Source organism: Thalassospira sp. A40-3 (assembly GCF_015871485.1).
GTDB classification, from domain to species: domain Bacteria; phylum Pseudomonadota; class Alphaproteobacteria; order Rhodospirillales; family Thalassospiraceae; genus Thalassospira; species Thalassospira tepidiphila.
The window spans coordinates 766,607-786,089 of record NZ_CP065428.1; the positions used below are offsets into that span (position 1 = coordinate 766,607).

Genomic DNA, 19,483 nt, shown 5'->3' on the forward strand with positions numbered 1-19,483 from the left:
GTCTTAGCCCCCGGCAAGTCCCGGGAAGATGATCAGAAGGGCCACAGCCAAAATCTGCAGGCATATAAAGGGCAGAAGCGACTTGAAGATGTCGCCAAGCGATATGTCGGGTGGCGCGACCGATTTCAGGTAAAAGGCCGCGGGCCCGAATGGCGGCGACAGGAAGCTGACCTGCATGTTCATGGCAAACAGCACGCCAAACCAGACCGGGTCATAGCCAAGCTCTTTTACGATCGGCACAAAGATCGGCATGGTCAGAAGCGCAATACCGACCCAGTCAAGGAACATGCCCAGCACAAACAGGATCAGCATCATGAACAGGATGATGATGGTCGGATCATCGGAAATGCCGGTGATCAGGGTTGAGACAAACTTGATCCCGCCCATCAGGTTGAATACGCCGACAAGGGCCGATGCACCGATGCCGATCCAGACAATCATGCCACAGGTCGAGAGCGTTTGAAGTGCTGCCGCCTTAAGCATCGGAAGCGAAAATTCACGCCGCAGAACAGTCGAGGCGATCACACCGGCCACACCGACGGCCGAGGCCTCGGTCACGGATGCGATCCCACCATAGATAGACCCCAGAACGCAGAACACGACCAGAATTGGCAGGAAAAGGCCCTTAAGCAGGCGGATCTTTTCTTCGCGCGGGATTTTTTCAGTCTGCGGCGGCGGGGCGATGTTGTTACCAGTGTACGAACGGAACAGCACATAGGCGACATAGAAGCCCGCCAGCATGAAGCCCGGCAAGAAGGCCGAGGTGAACAGATCGCCAATCGATACGTTCGCGGTCAGGCCATAAATGATCAAAACAATCGAAGGTGGCACCATGGTGCCCAGCGACCCGCCAGCACAGACAACGCCGATGGCGAGGTTTTTGTCATAGCCCTGACGCAGCATCTGGGGCAGGGCGATCAGGCCGAGCAGAACAATTTCGCCACCGATGATGCCGCTCATGGCAGCCAGGATCACCGCAACAAAGATCGTTTGAACCGCAACGCCGCCTTTAAGGCGTCCGCCAAACAGGCGCATGGCATCAAACAGGTCGCGCGCAATACCGGATCGGTCAAGGATCGCCGCCATCAGGACGAACATCGGCACCGAGACGAAAACAAAGGATGAAACGAATGAATAGACCCTGCTTGTGATCAGCGGCACCGCCATCGGGCCGAACCAGCCAAGGGTAAAGATCAAGGCAATCAACAGCGTGACAAATGCCAACGGCATGCCGGTCACAAGGAAACCAAGCAGCATGACAAACATGGCAAGTGTGCCGAATTCGATGCCAAGGGACTGTAAATCAAACATTTAAATGTATCCTGTTGCGCTGCTTGGCATGGCCGTGCGAAGACGCATCAATTGATTGGGCACGAGGCGCAGATTATTCGGTCGAAGTGTGGGATGCCGGCATGATCGGTGCCTTGCGGGCATAGTTGAAGGCCTGAACCAGGAACTGAACCATCAATACAATCAGGACCACCAACAAAAATACCTTAAGCACGCCCGGATAAGGCGCATTGAACGCACTGCCGGTTGTTTCAAGGTGGATGTCGCCGGTGGGCGTAAAGACAGCACGTTCGACCATCAGCCAGGCGGCCCAGGCAAAGAAGCCCGATGCGATCATGCAGACCAGCGAAATGCAGATATCAAGCGTCTTGCGCATTTTCGGTCCGGCAATGTCATAGAGCAGGACAACACGAATATGCTTGTCGCGCGCGGCACAATAAAGGCCGCCAAACACAAAGCCGACAGCGCAGATAAAGGTCGTGGTTTCATGCGCCCACAAGGTCGGGCTGCCAAAAACGTGACGTGCCACGATCTCATAAATCAACGTCGCCATGGAAAGCAGAAATCCAATGGCGAACACGCTGGAAACCTTCGTAATCATCTGGCCCAGAAGACCGGACACCTCAGTTGCCTGATCGGTGCTTTCTTCAAGTTCGGGAAGTTCGGGCAACGGTGAGTGTTGCGGGGTGTCAGACATTTCTGCGTTCCTTGCATCAACAGGAAATACAATCCGGCAAGGAGGGAGGCCTTCAGTCCCGATACGTCTCGGATCACGGAACCAGCCGGATTGTATCCCAGCAGTTTGCCGGCAGCAACACGGTGCGTTGCTGCCGGCGAAAAAGCTGTTCTGTCTTAGATCATACCCTGTGACTTAAGGTAGTCTACAAGGGTGTCGTATACACGCTGTGCATCTTCGGAACGTGCCGCGACTTTTTCCCACTGGCTGGTGGCAATCTGACGGAATTTCGCACGCTCTTCAGCCGACCAGTTGTGGATGGTGACGCCACCTTCCGAACGGGCCTTGGCAACAGCTTCCATGTCTTTCATCGCCAGACGTGCATCCATGTCATGGGCCAGATCACGGACCGACATTTCAAGGATCGCCTGGATATCAGCCGGCATGGAATCCCACTTGGTCTTGTTGATCGATACTTCAAGCATCGGCATGGAGTGGAAGCCCGGATAGACCGGATGTTTTGCAACATCATGCAGACCCATGGCCTGGTTGGTCGAGAACACGGTCGCATCCGCAGCATCGATCACTTTTTTATCAAGCGAGGTGAATACTTCGGACTGCGGGATGTTCACCGGCGATGCGCCGGCTGCTGCGAAGACCTGCTGAACCATGCCTTCCGGGGCACGCATTTTCAGGCCTTTAAGATCGGCAACGCCATCAAGCGGGACAGAGGAAACAAATGCTTCCAGGCCCGGGGTAACGGCACCGACGAACTGCAAACCACGCGGGTTCAGAAGGCTGTTCATCAGTTCCTTGCCGCCGCCATATTCAACAAAGCGCAGCATTTCGGACGGTGCCGACCACGCGCCAACCGGGTTGGCGATCAGGCCGAATGCCGGATCTTTACCGGTGAAATAGCTGGTGTCGGTGATGTGACCGTCAAGAATGCCAGCCGCAATTGCGTCCTGGGTTTCGGCATGTTCGACAATCGAGTTAACCGGCAGCATTTCCACGGAAACGCGGCCACCGGTCATGACGCCGACACGTTCGGCCCATTCCTGTTCCAGCTCAAAGTTAGGCACGCCAGCAGCATCGCTCGACTGCATCTTGAGGGTAAATTCCTGTGCATTGGCGGCAAACGGCGCCGTTGCAATCAGGGTTGCGATAAAGCCTGCACCTGCAAGCGATTTAAGAGTCTTGGTCATTCGTCTTCTCCCTAAAATGCCTTATTTTCCGGCAGTATTCTCTTTGACAAAGGAAAAACTGCCGTCTTCACGCTCCGCCAGTCGGTCAAGGACCGTGGCAACAACAGTTTCAAGCGGGGCATCGATAAAGACAGTCACGCAATTCTCGTCCGGCCCCGGCGGCTCGAGAGCTGTAAACTGGCTGTCTAAAAGTGCGGATGGCATGAAATGACCGACACGGCGTTCAAGCCGGGACTGGATTACTTCACGTGTGCCATCCAGAAAAACAAAGGTGATCGGGTCGAGGTGCGTGCGCAACACATCGCGATAGCGACGTTTAAGCGCAGAACAGGCGATGAAAATGGCCTGACCGGACTTTGCGCTTCCCTCTGAACTGGCAACCGAACCAGCCTGCGTGCGGGCCGCTGCTGCGACCGCATCAAGCCAGGGCCAACGCATGTCGTCATTGAGCGGAAGACCACGGCGCATGTGTTCGACATTCGTGCTTGGATGGTGATCGTCGGCGTCAAGATACATGGTATCTGTCATGCTTGCCAGACGACGCGCGACCTCGGTCTTGCCCGATCCGCTCACACCCATGACAACGACATACTGCGTTTGCCGGTTCATTGAATTCGATGCACTCACTGATTTTCAGGGCGGGTTTTACTCTTGGACTGCCCTGTTGTGTTATAATGTTAGCGCTAACATAATGTTAGCGCTAACATTGAGTCAACAGCCGAATTTCCGGTGTTTGCTTTACCGTCACAAGGTGCTTGTCGGTTTGGAAAAGACGTAATAAATGTAAGGTTATGAGGAAGCGCAAAGGGGCCGGACGGCCAACAATATCCGATGTTGCCGAACGGGCTGGCGTCAGCACCATTACGGTCTCACGCGCGTTGCGCGATCCGTCAAAGGTGTCTGATCACCTGCGACGAAAAATCAACGATGCGGTGCGCAAGCTTAATTATGTGCCCCATTCGCATGCCAGTGCGCTGGCCTCGACCCGATCAAATGTCATCGGTGTGATCGTTCCCTCGCTGACCAACAACGTGTTCGCCGATACGCTGCGTGCCATTTATGACGAGCTCTATCAGGGGCCGTTTCAGGTGCAGCTTGGCAACTCGCGCTATGTTGCCAAGGACGAGGAACGCCTTGTGCGCACCTTCCTTGGCCAGGGCCCGTCAGCCATGATTGTCGCCGGGGTTGATCAGACCGATGCAACCCGAGAACTTCTTGAAAATGCCGAATGTCCGGTGGTTCAGGTCATGGACATCAGTGATGACCCGATCGACATGATGGTCGGGTTTTCGCATTTCGAAGGCGGGCGGGCTGCTGGTGTGCATCTGGTGCAAAAGGGTTACAAACGCATCGGGTTTCTCGGCGCGCGCATGGATCCGCGCTCGCACCGCCGTATGGAAGGTTTCAAGGAAGCCTTGCGTTCAGGCGGGCGATACGACCCGGACCTGATGATGACGACGACCGATTCTTCAAGTGTTTCGCTTGGCGGGCATTTGATCGAACAGTTGCGCAAACGTCGTCCGGACCTTGATGCCGTGTTTTGCAACAATGATGACATGGCGCTTGGCGCGCTGTTTGGTTGTCAAAAGGCCGGTATCTCGGTCCCTGATGAAATGGGGATCATCGGTTTTAATGATCTTGAAATGATGGCGGCAAGCTACCCGTCACTAACGTCCATCCGAACCGACCGCTATCAGATCGGCAAACGGGCCGTGCAGATGATCAAAAGCGTGCTGGACGGCGAAACCCCCGAACAAAAAATCATCGATCTCGGTTTCGAGCTTCAGTGCCGTGAAAGCACCATGCGCCCGAAGTCAAAAGCGCGCTAACACCTTTTACTTACTCAGGCATTGGAAACTGAACGCTAAGCTCTGCCAGGCGTTCACGTGGTCCGGTGATTTTGATGCGTGTTCCATCGGTATCGAACTGACGATCCAGGATGGTGATGCCGTCCTCTGCGCAGGCTTGTTCCAGCGTTCCGGCATCGGAAAATCCGGCAAACAGTTCTGCCTCGCCCTGCGGGGTGTATTCGATGATCTCGGCAACGTCGCAAACCGCATTGGCTGCCCCGCTATAGGCGCGCACCAACCCGCCGGTGCCAAGCTTCGTGCCGCCAAAATAGCGCGTCACAATCACCGCAACATTGATCAGACCCCGTCCCTGAAGGACTTTGAGGCAAGGGATGCCCGATGTACCTGATGGTTCCCCGTCATCTTTGCCGTGTTCAATCAGCTGGCCTTCGTCATTAAGATAGCGATAGGCGTTCACATGATGATTGGCCTTGGGATGGAGGGTGCGCAATTCATCAATCCGCTTTGCCAGATCATCGTGAAAAACGAGTTCGGCCAGAAAGCGGGACTTCTTTTCTTCGGTTTCGGCAAAGGCAGGGCGGGCGATGGTTTTCATGGCGATGTGCTATCAGAAATGGCCGGGTTGTGCCAGATGACATCTCGGCCCGTACTGGCGTTTGACCGTTAAGACGCAAACAGTTTGCCGACCAGAATGACGCCAAAAATGATCAGCATGATCAAAACAACCTTGCGGAAGGTTTCCGCATCCATGCGATCCCGCACCCGCGTGCCCAGCTTGGTGCCAAGATAGACTGGTACCAACCCGGCCAGCGATATCCACAGCGTTTCAATCGTCATCAGCCCCAACCGAGCAAGGCCAAGTGCCATGACGATGCTGGAAAGACTGAAAGATATATTGATGGCCGTCAGGAAGCGTTTGGGTTCAAGCCGCATGGAAAGCAGGAAGGGCAACACCGGCATGACCTGCGATCCGGTGATGCCGTTGATCAGGCCCGTGGCAAAGCCGGATATCGGGGCCAGTCGCCGTGCAAGCTTGTCAGATAGCGGCTTGCCATGCCGAAACAGGGTAATCGCCCCGTAATTCATCAACACCAACCCCAAAGCTGCCCCGGCCAGAATGCTGTCGACCATTTCAAGCACGGCAAGCCCGATCAGAATGCCCGGAATGGTCGCCAGAAACATCGGCCAGAACCGGTTGATCGTTTCGCGAAAGTGACCCGCCTGGGCCATGATGATTGAATTGCTGACAAGCGATGGAATGATCACCAGCGGCATACCCGCCTTAAGCCCCAGCCCAAGGGCCAGGATCGGCAAGGCCGATGTCGAAAAGCCAAGCCCGGTTGCCCCTTTGACGAAGGCGGCAACGAAATAGGCGCAGGCAATTATCGCAAGTGTTTCAAGGGGCATAGGGGATCCGGCTGAACGGTGGCGCTTGTGGTGGTAGGCGCTCGCAGTGTGCCCGCAAATCATAAACTGTGCAATTGGTCTGATGATTGCGCAGTGCCGGATTCGCACTACCTTGTTTGGTATGACGAATTGGCATTCACCGGTGCCACATGCATGAATTCACTCTTATGGGTGGAATTTTGCGTGGTTTTTGGGTCGGTTGGCAAAAAATTGCGGGATTTTATTGTCCAAACGTCGAGAAGGGGTGGAAATGCGTTGGCAAAACCCGTATCAAGTTTGGCCCGGTTGCATGACCGGATGCCAAGGCGGAAAACCGCCGGACAACTGGATTTGTGTTATAATGGCGGCATGATGATGAACATGCCGGATTGAGAGGAAGCAAATGAGCAAGAGCTGGAGCATTGAAAGCTGGCGTAACCTGCCGATCAAGCAGGTGCCGACTTATCCTGATGCACAGGCCGTAAAGGCCGTAGAGCAAGAGCTCGGCAGCTATCCTCCTTTGGTGTTTGCTGGCGAGGCGCGTGCGCTTAAGGAAAAGCTTGGTGACGTTGCAGAAGGCAATGCCTTCCTGCTGCAGGGCGGCGACTGTGCCGAAAGCTTTAAGGAATTTCACCCCAACAACATTCGCGACACCTTCAAGGTGATGCTGCAGATGGCGGTGGTTCTGACCTATGGCGCGGCATGCCCGGTGGTCAAGGTTGGCCGTATGGCCGGCCAGTTTGCCAAGCCGCGCTCATCAGACACCGAAACCATCAATGGCGTCGAACTGCCAAGCTATCGCGGTGATGTGGTCAACGGGATCGAGTTCACCGAAGAAGCCCGTATTCCGGACCCGCAGCGCCAGATTCGCGCCTATAACCAGTCGGCAGCGACCCTTAACCTGCTGCGTGCCTTTGCGCAGGGCGGTTTCGCCGATCTGACCAAGATCCATCGCTGGAACCTGTCTTTTGTCGATGGCAGCCCGGCCGGTGAGCGTTACAGCAAGATGACCACCCAGATCGATGAGGCGGTTGCCTTCATGGAAGCATGCGGCATCACGGCTGAAAGCGCGCCGCAGCTGCGTGAAACCGATTTCTATACCTCGCACGAGGCGCTTTTGCTGGGTTATGAGCAGGCCTTGACCCGCCAGGATAGTCTTACCGGCGAATGGTATGATTGTTCGGCACACATGCTGTGGATTGGCGACCGCACCCGTCAGGCCGATCATGCTCATGTTGAATTCCTGCGTGGGGTGAAAAACCCGATTGGTATGAAATGCGGACCGACGATGGATGAGGATGATCTGATCCGTCTGATCGATATCCTTAACCCGCAGAACGAAGCCGGTCGTCTGACCCTGATCGCACGTATGGGGGCGGACAATGTGTTTGATAACCTGCCGCGTCTGGTCAAACGTGTTAAGGCCGAAGGCCGCAAGGTCGTGTGGTCCTGCGATCCGATGCATGGCAACACGATCAAGGCATCAAGCGGATATAAAACCCGTCCGTTTGACGCGATCCTGTCGGAAGTCAAAAACTTCTTTGACGTGCACAAGGCCGAAGGCACCCATGCCGGTGGCGTTCATTTCGAAATGACCGGTACGGATGTGACCGAATGCATCGGGGGTGCCCGCGAAGTGACCGAAGATGCGCTTTCGGATCGTTACCACACTCATTGCGACCCGCGCCTCAATGGCGGACAGGCCCTTGAGCTTGCCTTCCTGATGGCGGAAATGATCAAAAAAGAACGTGACAGTGTACGCGCAGAACAGATGGCTGCTTCTGCTTGATTTGATTGGTCGGGTTGATATTGTCACGGGCGTCCGATTGCCGGGCGCCCGTTTTCTATTGTATTTTTCAGGTGATTACTGCTGTGAAACGCTCAGCCTTTCCAGATTTTCGAGCGTCAACCTTTGACGACAGAAAACTGTACCTTTCCGTCATTTTTATGATCCTACTGTTCAAGATCGCTGTATTGCTCATTTGGGGGCCAGGAGTTGCACCGGATACCGGTGGATATACACGCTTTGCCGAGTTGATATTGGAAAGTTCGGATTGGTTGACCGACGCCGGTCTCGAGGACAGTGCAATGCCGACAACTGTCTTCAGAATAGCCGGATATCCTATGTTCATTGCGCTAACGCAATTGATCTCCTCAGAGAACTGGCAGTGGATTGTTGTTCTTTCACAGTTCTTGCTGTCCGCGGTATCGCTTTACAGCCTTTCGCGCCTTATCTCCGCGTTGGGTATGAAGCCTTTTTGGGGTGCGTTCTGTTTGCTGGCAACGGGGCTGTCATTCTCGTTGCTGTTGGACTCCATGATCTTGACCGACAGTTTTGCCACGAGCCTATTTGTGATTGTGCTTAGCGAAAACGCGGTAGCGACCTTGCGCGGACGCCCCTTTGGGTTTGTTCAAGCGCTGCTCTTTGGCATGCTGATCACCCTTGGCTTTCTTGTTCGAGAAGGAGTGGCGATACTGTCAATCCTGTTTGTCATACCGTTTTTAGTTCGAGCTTTTGTCGCGGAAAAGCAGCGGTGGAAATCATGCGCTGCAATCGCTGTTTTCTTTATTCCACTAATCGTGGCTACGCAATTGTATAAGACGTGGAATGAGGACCGGACTGGATATAGTTTTATCACATCAGGATCGCAAACCATCTACATGGTTGGGCTTGTCGACGCAGCAGAAAAAGATCAGAGAATATTCTCCGGCAATGAACCGGTAGACATAACCGCACGTGAAAAACTAAGCAATTACTCCTTCTCGGAGGTTCTCGCCGTTCAGTGGAGTTTGTTCGAGCAAGGGTGCGTTGCTCCAGAGTTGGCAAATATTTCGAAGCAGAAGTATTTCGAAAGCTGGGTTAACTATCCGGGTTCAATGCTGCGCATGACAATCGGGCACATACGTGAGAACTACGCGACGCTCACTTTCCGCCCGTTCGGCGCGATTAGGGAAACAGGTTTCTGGATTCACGGAGAAAAACCTTGGCCCGATTATCGGGAACTTCGCGAAAGTATGTTTGATGATGCGGCGGCATTCGCACTGTTCTCTGGCGAAATGGTCGAGCGCGTAATTGCTATCATCATTACTGTTGCTTTCGTGATTCTACCGATTGTCTGGCTTGTACGTCTTTATCTCGGCAAGAATGTGTGCAAGAGAGAAGTACTTGTCTGCGCGGCTTTGTGGGCAGTTTATTTTGGTGTGTTATTTGCACACGCTTTGGTCCACTTGGAAACGCGTTATCTTGCACCGGTGGTACCATTCTCAACACTGATTGGTTGTTTTTATCTTCAGCGTATTTTCGATCGGAAGAAGGTACTGGACGCTAGCTCCTGACGTCGTCGACAGGGTTATGTAACCATTTTTTTCCTGCGAGGAATTGTAAAGGGGCAGCGATTGCGACAACAACGAGCGGCGCGATGATATGTGGTACTGAAATTTGTAATGTAATCCACATAAGTGATGCGAATAAAAGAGAATAACCAGAATAAATCAGAAGTGATTTTCCTGCGTTTGCGAGCGTGAGCTTAGCGTTGAAAACAAAAGGTGCCATCATTGCGATCTGAATGACAAACGCTACTGCCAATGCACACCAGTAGGCAGTCATAGGTCCGAAAAACTGTAATGCTATCAGATAGGTCGAATAAGTCGCCGCGGTCGTAATTGCACCTAGTCCAATGAATTTAGCTATTGCTCTCATTTGGTCACTTGTCTCTGGTCGTTAGTGGCAAACGCCAACGGGGTATAGATCTGTTAAAACCGCCCAGTCGGACTGTTTTGCAGCGCCAACCAGTTCCATAGGAAAAAGCGGTTGTCGCTCTTGCCGCTGTGATGCTCAGTCCACTGGGATGCAGCGTAGTACATATCCACCCCTGGGACTGGCCGTGGCGATTGTACCTCAGGCGTTTTACGCATCCAGTCTGCCAACGGGATGCCAAAGCCTTTCTTCTTACGATTTATCGTTTGGCTGGGCAGCAGCGGTTCTAGAGCTTTCTTGAGTAGGTACTTTCTTTGACCGTTCCGGATTTTGAAGTGCGATGGCAGCTTGATGCAGAAATCAACAATGTCGTTGTCGAGGAAGATAGCGCGCGTCTCTAGCGACGACATCATGGATGCACGATCGACCTTGGTCAGGATGTCATTTTGCAGATAGAGATTGGTGAAAAATGTTAGTAGTCGGTCAGTTCTGTCCACAGCAGAATTGCTATCCCAGATTTCCATGGCTTCGGAGTAAAGATCTTCAAGAGGAAGGGGCTCTTCGAAGAACTCTTTCATTTGGTCAGGAAATAGTGGCGCCATCCAGACAGGTGCCCAAACAGATTCCTGATACGACAATCCAGCAAGTGTCCGCCGAAGCTTGAAATCGAAACTCATGTTGCGACCGGATTTCGGTAGTGCGTTTGCAAGTCCGGTAAACAACTTGTGCGCGAGATCTGGCACGTATTTCTTGTAGGCCTGTGCCGGCTTCAGAGCCAAAAAAGGGTCATACCCAGCAAAAAGTTCGTCGGCCCCATCGCCCGAAAGTGCAACTGTAACATTTTCCCTTGTGAATTTACTTAGAAGGTAAGTCGGAAGCAAAGAGGCGTCACCAATTGGCTCGTCCAGTTGCCCCAGGACCTCCGGAATGAGTTCTTGTGCGTTGGCAAGGTTTAGCATTCTAAGATGATGAATGGACCCCGCGTGCTCGGCAACCAACTGAGCGTAACCCGACTCATCATAGGATGCTTCCTCGAAGCCAATGGTAAAGGATGATACCTTCCTATCTTTGGCATTCTTGGCTGCTGCACACAAAATTGCGCTTGAGTCGACGCCGCCGCTCAGGAAAACTCCGAGAGGGACGTCACTTACAAGGCGGCGAGAAACTGATTGCAAAATAAGTTCCTGAAGATGTTCTGCAAGTTCGTCATCTTTGGCTGCGGTGAGGTTGTCATCCGGGGTGATCAAAAATTCCCAATACTTGCTGATCTTCGTGTCAAGTGTATCCAGTTCGACAGTCATTTGCTGGCCAGCTGGTAACTTAAAGACATTCTCAAGCAAACTGTTCGGGGCAGGAATGTAGCCGTAAGCAAACAGTTTCTGCAGGCCAAAGTTGGATATATTGCCGTCGATCCCAGAATGTTTTTCAAGCGATTTCAGTTCGCTTGAAAAGGCAAACAGATCACTTTTAGCTGTATAAAATAGTGGCTTTTCACCAAAGCGATCACGGGCGAGGTAAAGTCTGCCTCGTATCTTGTCGATAATAGCAAAGGCAAACATGCCGTTCAGGCGTCGAGCCAGATCGGTGCCCCAGTGGCGATAGCCATGAATGAGAACTTCGGTATCAGAGTGCGATGTCTGAAAGACGGCACCTAATGCTTCAAGTTCTGCTCGTAACTCGGGGAAGTTATAAATTTCGCCGTTAAAGACGATCCCCGTTTCGTTTGACGCATCCCACATCGGTTGGGCACCGCCTTCAATGTCTCTAACAGACAGACGACGATGTCCTAAGTAGATATGTTTTTCTTCGTCGAAGTAAAACCCTTCCCCGTCGGGACCGCGATGTGCCAGTGCATCAGTCATGGCATGGATATCTGAGCGACTACCCCGTCCCATAAAGCCGGCAATGCCGCACATCGCTATTCTTGCTCCATATTGACCGTCTCTTTGACGAGGTAAGGGCTGCGCCCTTGTGATTCAAAGTATGTTCGGACAATCATCTCCGCCAGAAGACCGAGTAGGATACACATTACGCCGACCAGGAAAGTCATCGTAACGACAAGCGGTAGTGGGGTCTGGATCATTGAAGTATTTTCAAAGAACTTCAGCCAAAGCATCCAGATTGTACTCAGAAAAGAAGCGAAGAAAGACACAAGACCAATTCCGCCGAACACATAGATCGGTTTGACCATGTGACGGTCGAGGAATTTCACGACCATAAGGTCCAGAAGCACTTTCGCTATCCGCTCCAAACCGTACTTTGACTGCCCAAATTGACGGGCATGGTGCTGAACCGGAATTTCACAGACCTTTGCGCCCATCCATGTGGCGTAAATGGGAATAAACCGATGCATTTCGCCATAAAGCCGAATGCCTTTAACAACATCTTTCTTATAGGCTTTGAGCGTGCAGCCGTAGTCGTGAAGGTGAACACCAGAAATCTTTGAAATCAGTCTGTTAGCCAAACGGCTGACAAAGTTCCGGCGTATGGCCGCGTCTTGACGGTCTTTGCGCCATCCAGATACGACATCATAGCCTTCTGCCAGTTTGCCGAGCAGTTTGGGGATGTCGGCAGGATCATTCTGCAAGTCGGCATCAATTGGAATGATGACTTCGCCTGACGCATGATCAATGCCAGCCATCGTGGCTGCGGTTTGGCCGTAATTTCGGCGGAAGTTGACGATTTTCAGTTCAATTCGCTCTTTTGCCGCATCTTGCAACAGCGAGAAAGAGTTGTCTGAGCTTCCGTCATTAACGAAGATTACCTCGAATGGTTTTCCCATTTCATCGAGGACAGAGAGCAAGCGTTCGCAGAGCGGCTTTATGCTTTCTTCTTCGTTATATATCGGAACGATGACCGACAGTTCGGTTAGGTTGACAGTTTGAGAAACAGCTTGCGCCACCTGAATGCCCTGTTATCTGATGCTTTAAAGGAGTAGCGCAATGGTTAGCATGATAACATTGGAAACGTCCAGATTTTGCCGCGTCTACCTTGTTACATTTGGCAAAGTTTCAAGTCTCTTTGTTGCTAGTTGACGACTCAAAATATCAATTTGTTGCGCAATCGGCACGAATTCATAAAAAACATCTACCAATGGGCTGTAAATATTCTTAAGTATGGGTAATTGCAGGGTGTTCCTGACAGACGATTAAGGGCGAGGGATCGCAACGGGTATGATGGACGACGCTGCATTCAGCGCATGGCAAAAGAAGGTGGAGGGAACCAACATTTCCTCGACCACGCTTTTGGCGACCGACTATCTGAACCATTTCAACGAGATCGTCATGCTGCTCGAAATGGTGCCCGACATGCCCGACATGATCGAGGATTGCAAGGAATGGGCGCCGAAAAGCTATCAGGAGCATTTCCGCGATAGTGCCTTTTCCGACAAGGAGCTTGCAATTGAGGCCTATGAACACGTCCCGCCAAGATTCCGTCAGCCGTTCGAGGAAACCATCGAGCACCTCAATACAATCGTGGCACACGCGGTTTCGCAGCTTGAAACCATCATCGAGACGGGTGATGAAGACCTTCTGCGTGTGACGGCCAGCGCAGTGACCACCTCGCTTCAGAAATTCATGGATGTCGCCAGTGGCATTATCCATGGTTCGGCCAAAACCATGAGCCAGGACGAGATCGACGCAGCCCTGGCACTTTAATTGTTGCCGACGTTTTCATGTATGCGGACACAAAAAAACCGGGACTGCGAACAGCCCCGGTTTTGTTTTTGTCTGGTCGAGAAGTTAATCGTGATCAATCCGTCATTTTGGCGAGTTCACCATCAAGACGCTGAATTTCGGACTGCAACAGCGGCAAGACATCGGCACGGGCGGTGGCGACAATTTCCTGCATGTTTTTAAGCGCATGTTTGGCCATGCCGTTGGCATTTTGTTGCATGAACATGATCGTCATCTGGGCTTCGATATCGGAATAAAACCGACGTACACCGGTGATAATTGCCGGATCGACTTCAAAGGTGCGCTGGGAATAGCGCATTGTTTCCCAAACCATATCGTCAAGCTTGTGACGTTCGCGCGGGGCGAGGTTTGCCGCATGCCAGGTCATCGGCCCTTCGGGATAGTCGGCAATCCAGGTTTCGATCTTTTCGATGTTATCGACAAACTCCGCCTCAAGCGATCGTTCGAGGTTATAGACATCAGACGTGCTTTGATAACGGTCGAAATCGACAGCAATTTCAAAACCGGCAAAGCTTGCCAGATACACACCCAGAACGGTTGATGCCAGAATGATGCACTGGGTAAGCCAGAACTCGGTATTGGGCTGGCCACTTACGCTCAGAAAGCGAAACGGGGCGAAAAGTCCGCGCATGGGCTAGTGTCCTGTATTGGTAAGATTGAATTGGTGGCGGTCTTCAAGCGCGCTTGCCGGGATTTCACCGGTGCGCACCAGAAAATTCTCAAAGGCGATTTGAAGATCAACCGGCTCCCCGATCGGAAGACCCTGTTCGCGCGCCATATCCTCAAGCCGTTCCACCCGATCACGCGGATGCGGATGGGTTGAAAGATAATCCAGCAAACTGCGGTCGCCTTGAAGCTGTCCCAGCTTTGCAAAGGTGGTGGATGCTTCTGCGACATGGCCGTATTTGGCCATGAGGATGCGCAGGCTCCAGTCATCGGCATCAAGTTCCTGACTTCGGGAATAGTCCCGATCAGCCAGAAGTTTCGGCCAGCTTGCCGCCCAGGTGGTCAAAACCGCATCGGTCTGAAACATCATGGCCGAAAGTGCGACACCAACGACTTCACGGCCAATGCCTTCAAGGTGATCGCGTCCGTTGTAATGACCGATTTCATGGCCAAGGATCGACAGCAGCTCGTTCTCGGTATCGACCAGTTCAAGCATTCCGGTATGAACGAGCATCAGGCCACCGGGCAATGCCGCGGCATTGGGACTGTCATCGGGGATGATCAGGACGTCAAAGTCATAATCCTTTGCCGGGCCAATGGCCTCCTTGGGGATGGAATTGACCAGATCGAGAAGATAGCGTTCCGGCAGGCTGCGTTCATAATCTTCGCGATGTTCTGCGATCAGTCCGGGTTCAAGCTCCGACCAGATAGCAACTTCTTCCTGAACCGAAATGCTGTTTGCGGCCCATTCAACCGCGAGGCCGCTTGCCGTATAAATCCCCCAGCAAATCAGCAGGAACGCGATACTGCCCGACGCAAATTCGGCCAGAAGATTGCGATGCGAAATATTCACCCCGTCATCGGGAAGGGCAGATGGACGCCCGCCCGTCGGGCGATGATAGGTATAAAGGGCGGTACCGGAAACGATCACCTCGATCATGCCGCGTCCAAGTTCGGCAGAATCAAAGCGCAGACCTATAATGTGACTTGCACCCTTGGCATTGGTGCGAAGCCGCAAGATCGCCTCGCGCTTGGCCCTGGTGACGGTGGCTTCGTGTGCGGCCAGTCGACCGCCGACAAAAATGCGCAGGCGGGCCAGAAGATTGTGAAAACGGTCTTCGGCAATGACGACCTTGCCGGTCACCAGTTTGCTGTCATGCAACGTGATGTCATCGGGAACTGCATCCCCGGAATCAAGATATTGATGGGGCAGCAATGCTTCGTCGCGTCTGAGCGCGCGTTCATGTGCCCCATCGGCCAAACGGCCGGTTATATAAGCGATTCCGATCAGGATGGTCAGGGCAATTCCCGGAAGAAACAGATCTTCCATGGTACTGTGCCTGCCCTGTTATTTCAGTCGTACGGCTGTGCCGTATGCGAAAATCTCGGCCGCCTTGTAGGCCACCTGTGACGTTGCGAAATGAACATCCACAACTGCGTCGGCATCCAATTTTTTGGCTTGGGCAATCAGGCGGCTGGTGGCTTCCTGCTGGGCGTCTTCCAAAAGCCGGGTGTAGGAACGTACTTCACCCCCGAACAGGTTTTTCAGCATCGCAAAAATATCGAAAAGGAAGTTGCGGCTGCGCACGGAACTGCCAAAGACAATGCCAAGGTTTTCACTGATTTCGCGGCCTGGAATATGGGAAATGGTTACCGCCGCCATTTCGGCGGCCGCATTGGGGCTGTGGGTCATGTTGTTTGCTCGTATTTTAATTTGTGTTTATTGCCGTGTTTTCACGGTCGCCTGTAATAGATCGGGATGAAGCCGATTTTGCAAGTCATTATCAACACGCTAAGTCGTTGATAAGAATAAAATCACGCTGAAAGACAGCGTACTTGCAGGTTTCAAAGCTTTGCATTTCTGCCATGCAAGAATGGTGATCTTGTCTGAAACATGGGATATTGCGCATTCCGCAATTGACAGCGCGCAGGGGCGATCCTATTCCAACATCATGACAAAGAAGCTTGCCATTGCGATTGCCCAACTCAACCCGATTGTCGGTGATGTCACCGGGAACCGGGACAAGGTTGTGGCTGCCTGGGAAACTGCGGCCGATCAGGCTGCGGACGTGGTTCTGTATTCTGAACTGGTCCTGTCGGGCTATCCGCCCGAGGATCTGGTGATGAAGCCGGCCTTCATGCGCCATCTGCATGACGCGGTCGAATTTATCTGTGAACACACGGCCAAACGCAAAGATGGTCCGGCCTTGCTGTTGACCACGCCATGGGAAGTCGATGGCACACGTCATAATGCGGTGTTGCTGATTGATCAGGGCAAGATCGTTGATGTGCGCGCCAAGAATGATTTGCCGAATTATGGCGTGTTTGATGAAAAACGCGTCTTTGCCGCAGGCCCGATGCCGACCCCGATTTCATTCAAGGGCATCAAGCTCGGCGTGCCGATTTGCGAAGATGTCTGGACGCCGAACGTCGTTGCCCATCTGGCGAACGCGGGGGCAGAAATCTTCCTTGTGCCGAACGGATCACCGTTTGAAGCCGACAAGGATGATTTGCGCCATAAGCTGATCGAGGACCGGGTGCGCGAAAGCGGCAAGCCGATGATTTACTGCAACGAAGTCGGCGGTCAGGATGAGCTGGTGTTTGACGGCGGATCATTCGGGCTGAACGGCGATGGATCGCTTGCAGTAGCTTTGCCTGCCTTCGCCGAGGATGTGGTGCTGACCAACTGGCAACAGGATGAAAACGGTCAATGGCGTTGCGCAGATGACGCGCCGAAGGTTGGCTATCCCACCGGGCTGGATGCGATCTATCAGGCGCTGGTTCTGGGCCTGCGCGATTATGTGAACAAGAACAGCTTCCCCGGTGTTGTGATTGGCATGTCGGGCGGGATCGACAGTGCGCTTTCGGCCGCGGTTGCGGTGGATGCGCTGGGTTCTGATCGTGTGCGTCTGGTGATGATGCCATCGCCTTATACCTCGGCCGAGAGCCTTGAGGATGCGGAGCTTTGCGCAGGCATGCTCAAGACCGGGATCGAGAGCATCAATATCGGTCCGGCCATGGCCGCGTTCGAGCAGATGCTGGCCCCTGCCTTTGAAGGCCGCGATGCCGACATTACCGAAGAAAACATTCAGGCCCGTTCGCGCGGGATTATCCTGATGGGGCTTTCAAACAAGTTTGGCCACATGGTCCTGACGACCGGCAACAAGTCGGAAATGTCGGTTGGCTATGCGACGCTTTATGGTGATATGTGTGGTGGCTATTCGGTTCTCAAAGACCTTTATAAAACGACCGTGTTTAATCTGTGCCACTGGCGCAATGAACACAAACCGGTTGGGGCTGTGGGCCCGGATGGCATGGTGATCCCGGAACGGATTATCACCAAGCCGCCATCGGCCGAACTTCGCCCGGATCAGAAAGACGAAGATAGTCTGCCGCCTTATGATGTTTTGGATGATATCCTGCATCAGATGATTGAAGGTGAGCGGTCTGTTCGCGATATCGTGGATAGCGGTCACGATGAGGCAACAGTACGCCGGGTCTGGCGGTTGCTGGATCGGGCGGAATACAAACGCCGTCAGGCACCCCCGGGGGTCAAGATTACCCCGCGTGCCTTTGGCCGTGACCGTCGCTATCCGATTACCAATGGTTTCACGAACCTTGTTACGTGATTGAAAAGTTTGAAATGACAAAACCTGTTCTGCGATTTGCCCCCAGCCCGACCGGGCTTCTTCACGTCGGTAACGCCCGTGTGGCGCTGATGAACTGGCTTTATGCCCGTAAATCAGGCGGGAAATTCATCCTGCGCTTTGACGATACCGATCCGGTGCGCTCCAAAGACGAATATGTCGATGCGATCCGTGAAGACCTTGCATGGCTTGGCATCGACTGGGATCAGGAAGAACGTCAAAGCCTGCGTCAGGATAAATATGACGCGGCGATTGATGACCTGAAAAAGCGCGAATTGCTCTATCCGTGCTACGAGACCGAGGGCGAGCTCAACTGGAAACGCAAGGCTGCCCGCCAGCGTCACCAGCCCTTCATCTATGACCGCAAGGCTTTGACGCTGTCTGATGAAGAAATTGCCGCCCTTGAGGCCGAAGGCCGCAAGCCGCATTGGCGTTTTCTTCTGACTGACGGCATGGTCGAATGGGATGACCTGACGCGCGGGATTTGCTCGTTCGATACCGAACATGTATCTGACCCGGTCCTGATCCGTGAAGATGGCTCGTTGCTTTATATGCTGGGCTCGGTGGTGGATGACCTTGAAATGGGTGTTACCCACATCATTCGCGGCGAAGACCACGTGACCAATACCGTGTCGCAGATCCTGTTGTATCTGGCGCTTGGCGGCAAGCCGGGCGCGCTTGAATTTGCCCATATGCCGCTTTTGGCCGGGCCGGGTGGTTCGCAGCTTTCAAAGCGCCTTGGCAGTCTTTCACTGCGTGAGTTGCGTAATGACGGGTTTGAGGTCGAGGCGCTTGTTGGCCTTCTGACCGGCCTTGGTGCGTCGGACAAGATTGAGCCGGCGAACCTTTCGCAGGTGCTCGAGAAATTCGATCTGGATCATTATGGCCGTTCGACGCCGAAATTCGATCCGGCCGAACTGGCAAGCCTCAATGAAAAAGTCATTCACGAGATGTCGTTCGAGGCCGCCAAGCCGAAGCTTGAAGCAGCTGGCATGGCAGATGCTGATGAGATGTTCTGGAATGCGGTGCGCGGCAATTGCTGGCGCGTGGCCGAGGCACTGGAATGGTGGGATGTGATCCACAAAAACGTCATTCCGGAAATCGATGCCGAGGACGAAGCTTTCCTCAAACAGGCCGCCGATATGCTGCCCGAAGGTGAACTTGATGGCACCAGCTGGAAAACCTGGACCACGGCGCTTAAGGATGAAACCGGCCGCAAGGGCAAGCAGCTTTTCATGCCGCTGCGCAAGGCGTTGACCGCGCGCGAACATGGTCCGGAAATGTCGACGATGCTGGTTCTGATCGGGTCTGAAAAGGCGCGTGACCGGTTGTGTGGGAAGGCGGTCTAAGCATCTGCTTTGATCGCCGGAAAATGCACGCATTTGACCCGATAACACAGCCAAACGG

Annotated in this window: 18 protein-coding genes; 6 read left to right on the plus strand and 12 right to left on the minus strand. The window is 53.3% G+C overall.

Features of this window, described 5'->3' with window-relative positions:
• Positions 1-3 precede the first annotated feature (3 nt).
• The 4 genes from IT893_RS03425 to IT893_RS03440 all read right to left on the minus strand — a co-directional run bounded on the left by IT893_RS03425 (position 4) and on the right by IT893_RS03440 (position 3,780).
• Complete coding sequence (locus tag IT893_RS03425) at positions 4-1,311, minus strand: TRAP transporter large permease subunit (RefSeq protein WP_008891577.1); 1,308 nt, start codon at positions 1,309-1,311, stop codon at positions 4-6.
• Positions 1,312-1,384: 73 nt separating this feature from the next.
• On the minus strand, positions 1,385-1,987 hold the full coding sequence (locus IT893_RS03430; protein ID WP_064788924.1) for a TRAP transporter small permease subunit: 603 nt from the start codon (positions 1,985-1,987) through the stop codon (positions 1,385-1,387).
• A 155-nt stretch (positions 1,988-2,142) separates the two neighbouring features.
• Entirely contained in the window at positions 2,143-3,171 is a 1,029-nt protein-coding gene (locus IT893_RS03435; protein WP_008891579.1) for a TRAP transporter substrate-binding protein, read from the minus strand.
• A 21-nt stretch (positions 3,172-3,192) separates the two neighbouring features.
• On the minus strand, positions 3,193-3,780 hold the full coding sequence (locus IT893_RS03440; RefSeq protein WP_197146830.1) for a gluconokinase: 588 nt from the start codon (positions 3,778-3,780) through the stop codon (positions 3,193-3,195).
• 182 nt (positions 3,781-3,962) lie between these two features.
• Between IT893_RS03440 and IT893_RS03445 the strand changes: the two genes are divergently transcribed.
• Positions 3,963-5,000 carry a LacI family DNA-binding transcriptional regulator gene (locus IT893_RS03445; protein WP_197146831.1) on the plus strand — a complete coding sequence of 346 codons (1,038 nt, stop codon included), beginning with the start codon at positions 3,963-3,965 and terminating at the stop codon, positions 4,998-5,000.
• Positions 5,001-5,010: 10 nt separating this feature from the next.
• On the opposite strand, the gene IT893_RS03450 is transcribed toward IT893_RS03445, so the two are convergent.
• Both IT893_RS03450 and IT893_RS03455 read right to left on the minus strand, forming a co-directional pair.
• A complete protein-coding gene (locus IT893_RS03450; RefSeq protein ID WP_197146832.1) occupies positions 5,011-5,577 on the minus strand; it encodes a YigZ family protein in 567 nt (188 codons plus the stop codon).
• Positions 5,578-5,645: 68 nt separating this feature from the next.
• Positions 5,646-6,389 (minus strand): sulfite exporter TauE/SafE family protein, encoded by a 744-nt coding sequence (locus tag IT893_RS03455; RefSeq protein ID WP_197146833.1) that lies wholly within the window; start codon positions 6,387-6,389, stop codon positions 5,646-5,648.
• Positions 6,390-6,771: 382 nt separating this feature from the next.
• Here IT893_RS03455 and IT893_RS03460 point away from each other — a divergent pair, with 382 nt between their 5' ends.
• Positions 6,772-8,157, plus strand: coding sequence for a class II 3-deoxy-7-phosphoheptulonate synthase (locus IT893_RS03460; RefSeq protein ID WP_064782115.1), 1,386 nt, complete (start codon positions 6,772-6,774; stop codon positions 8,155-8,157).
• Positions 8,158-8,240: 83 nt separating this feature from the next.
• Positions 8,241-9,704, plus strand: coding sequence for a hypothetical protein (locus IT893_RS03465; RefSeq protein WP_197146834.1), 1,464 nt, complete (start codon positions 8,241-8,243; stop codon positions 9,702-9,704).
• Here IT893_RS03465 and IT893_RS03470 read toward each other — a convergent pair.
• The 3 genes from IT893_RS03470 to IT893_RS03480 are packed head-to-tail and all read right to left on the minus strand — an operon-like array spanning position 9,694 to position 12,967.
• The gene (locus IT893_RS03470) at positions 9,694-10,068 is read right to left on the minus strand and encodes a GtrA family protein (RefSeq protein WP_064782113.1); all 375 of its coding nucleotides are present in this window, start codon (positions 10,066-10,068) and stop codon (positions 9,694-9,696) included. The genes IT893_RS03465 and IT893_RS03470 overlap by 11 nt on opposite strands.
• 53 nt (positions 10,069-10,121) lie before the next feature.
• Complete coding sequence (gene asnB / locus IT893_RS03475) at positions 10,122-11,981, minus strand: asparagine synthase (glutamine-hydrolyzing) (RefSeq protein WP_197146835.1); 1,860 nt, start codon at positions 11,979-11,981, stop codon at positions 10,122-10,124.
• 2 nt (positions 11,982-11,983) lie between these two features.
• A complete protein-coding gene (locus IT893_RS03480; protein ID WP_157097785.1) occupies positions 11,984-12,967 on the minus strand; it encodes a glycosyltransferase family 2 protein in 984 nt (327 codons plus the stop codon).
• Between the two features lie 271 nt (positions 12,968-13,238).
• On the opposite strand from IT893_RS03480, the gene IT893_RS03485 reads away from it, so the two are divergent.
• Entirely contained in the window at positions 13,239-13,724 is a 486-nt protein-coding gene (locus tag IT893_RS03485) for a hypothetical protein (protein WP_197146836.1), read from the plus strand.
• Between the two features lie 94 nt (positions 13,725-13,818).
• Here the strand turns inward: IT893_RS03485 and IT893_RS03490 are convergent, their stop codons facing one another.
• The 3 genes from IT893_RS03490 to IT893_RS03500 are packed head-to-tail and all read right to left on the minus strand — an operon-like array spanning position 13,819 to position 16,122.
• Positions 13,819-14,394, minus strand: a complete 576-nt coding sequence (locus tag IT893_RS03490; protein ID WP_197146837.1) for a hypothetical protein — start codon at positions 14,392-14,394, stop codon at positions 13,819-13,821.
• Positions 14,395-14,397: 3 nt separating this feature from the next.
• Positions 14,398-15,759 (minus strand): M48 family metallopeptidase, encoded by a 1,362-nt coding sequence (locus tag IT893_RS03495; protein WP_197146838.1) that lies wholly within the window; start codon positions 15,757-15,759, stop codon positions 14,398-14,400.
• Positions 15,760-15,777: 18 nt separating this feature from the next.
• Positions 15,778-16,122 (minus strand): YbjQ family protein, encoded by a 345-nt coding sequence (locus IT893_RS03500; protein ID WP_120225464.1) that lies wholly within the window; start codon positions 16,120-16,122, stop codon positions 15,778-15,780.
• 259 nt (positions 16,123-16,381) lie between these two features.
• On the opposite strand from IT893_RS03500, the gene IT893_RS03505 reads away from it, so the two are divergent.
• Both IT893_RS03505 and gltX read left to right on the plus strand, forming a co-directional pair.
• The gene (locus IT893_RS03505; protein WP_197147647.1) at positions 16,382-18,058 is read left to right on the plus strand and encodes an NAD+ synthase; all 1,677 of its coding nucleotides are present in this window, start codon (positions 16,382-16,384) and stop codon (positions 18,056-18,058) included.
• A gap of 14 nt (positions 18,059-18,072) precedes the next feature.
• Positions 18,073-19,425 carry a glutamate--tRNA ligase gene (gene gltX, locus IT893_RS03510; protein WP_197146839.1) on the plus strand — a complete coding sequence of 451 codons (1,353 nt, stop codon included), beginning with the start codon at positions 18,073-18,075 and terminating at the stop codon, positions 19,423-19,425.
• The last annotated feature ends 58 nt before the right edge of the window (positions 19,426-19,483 follow it).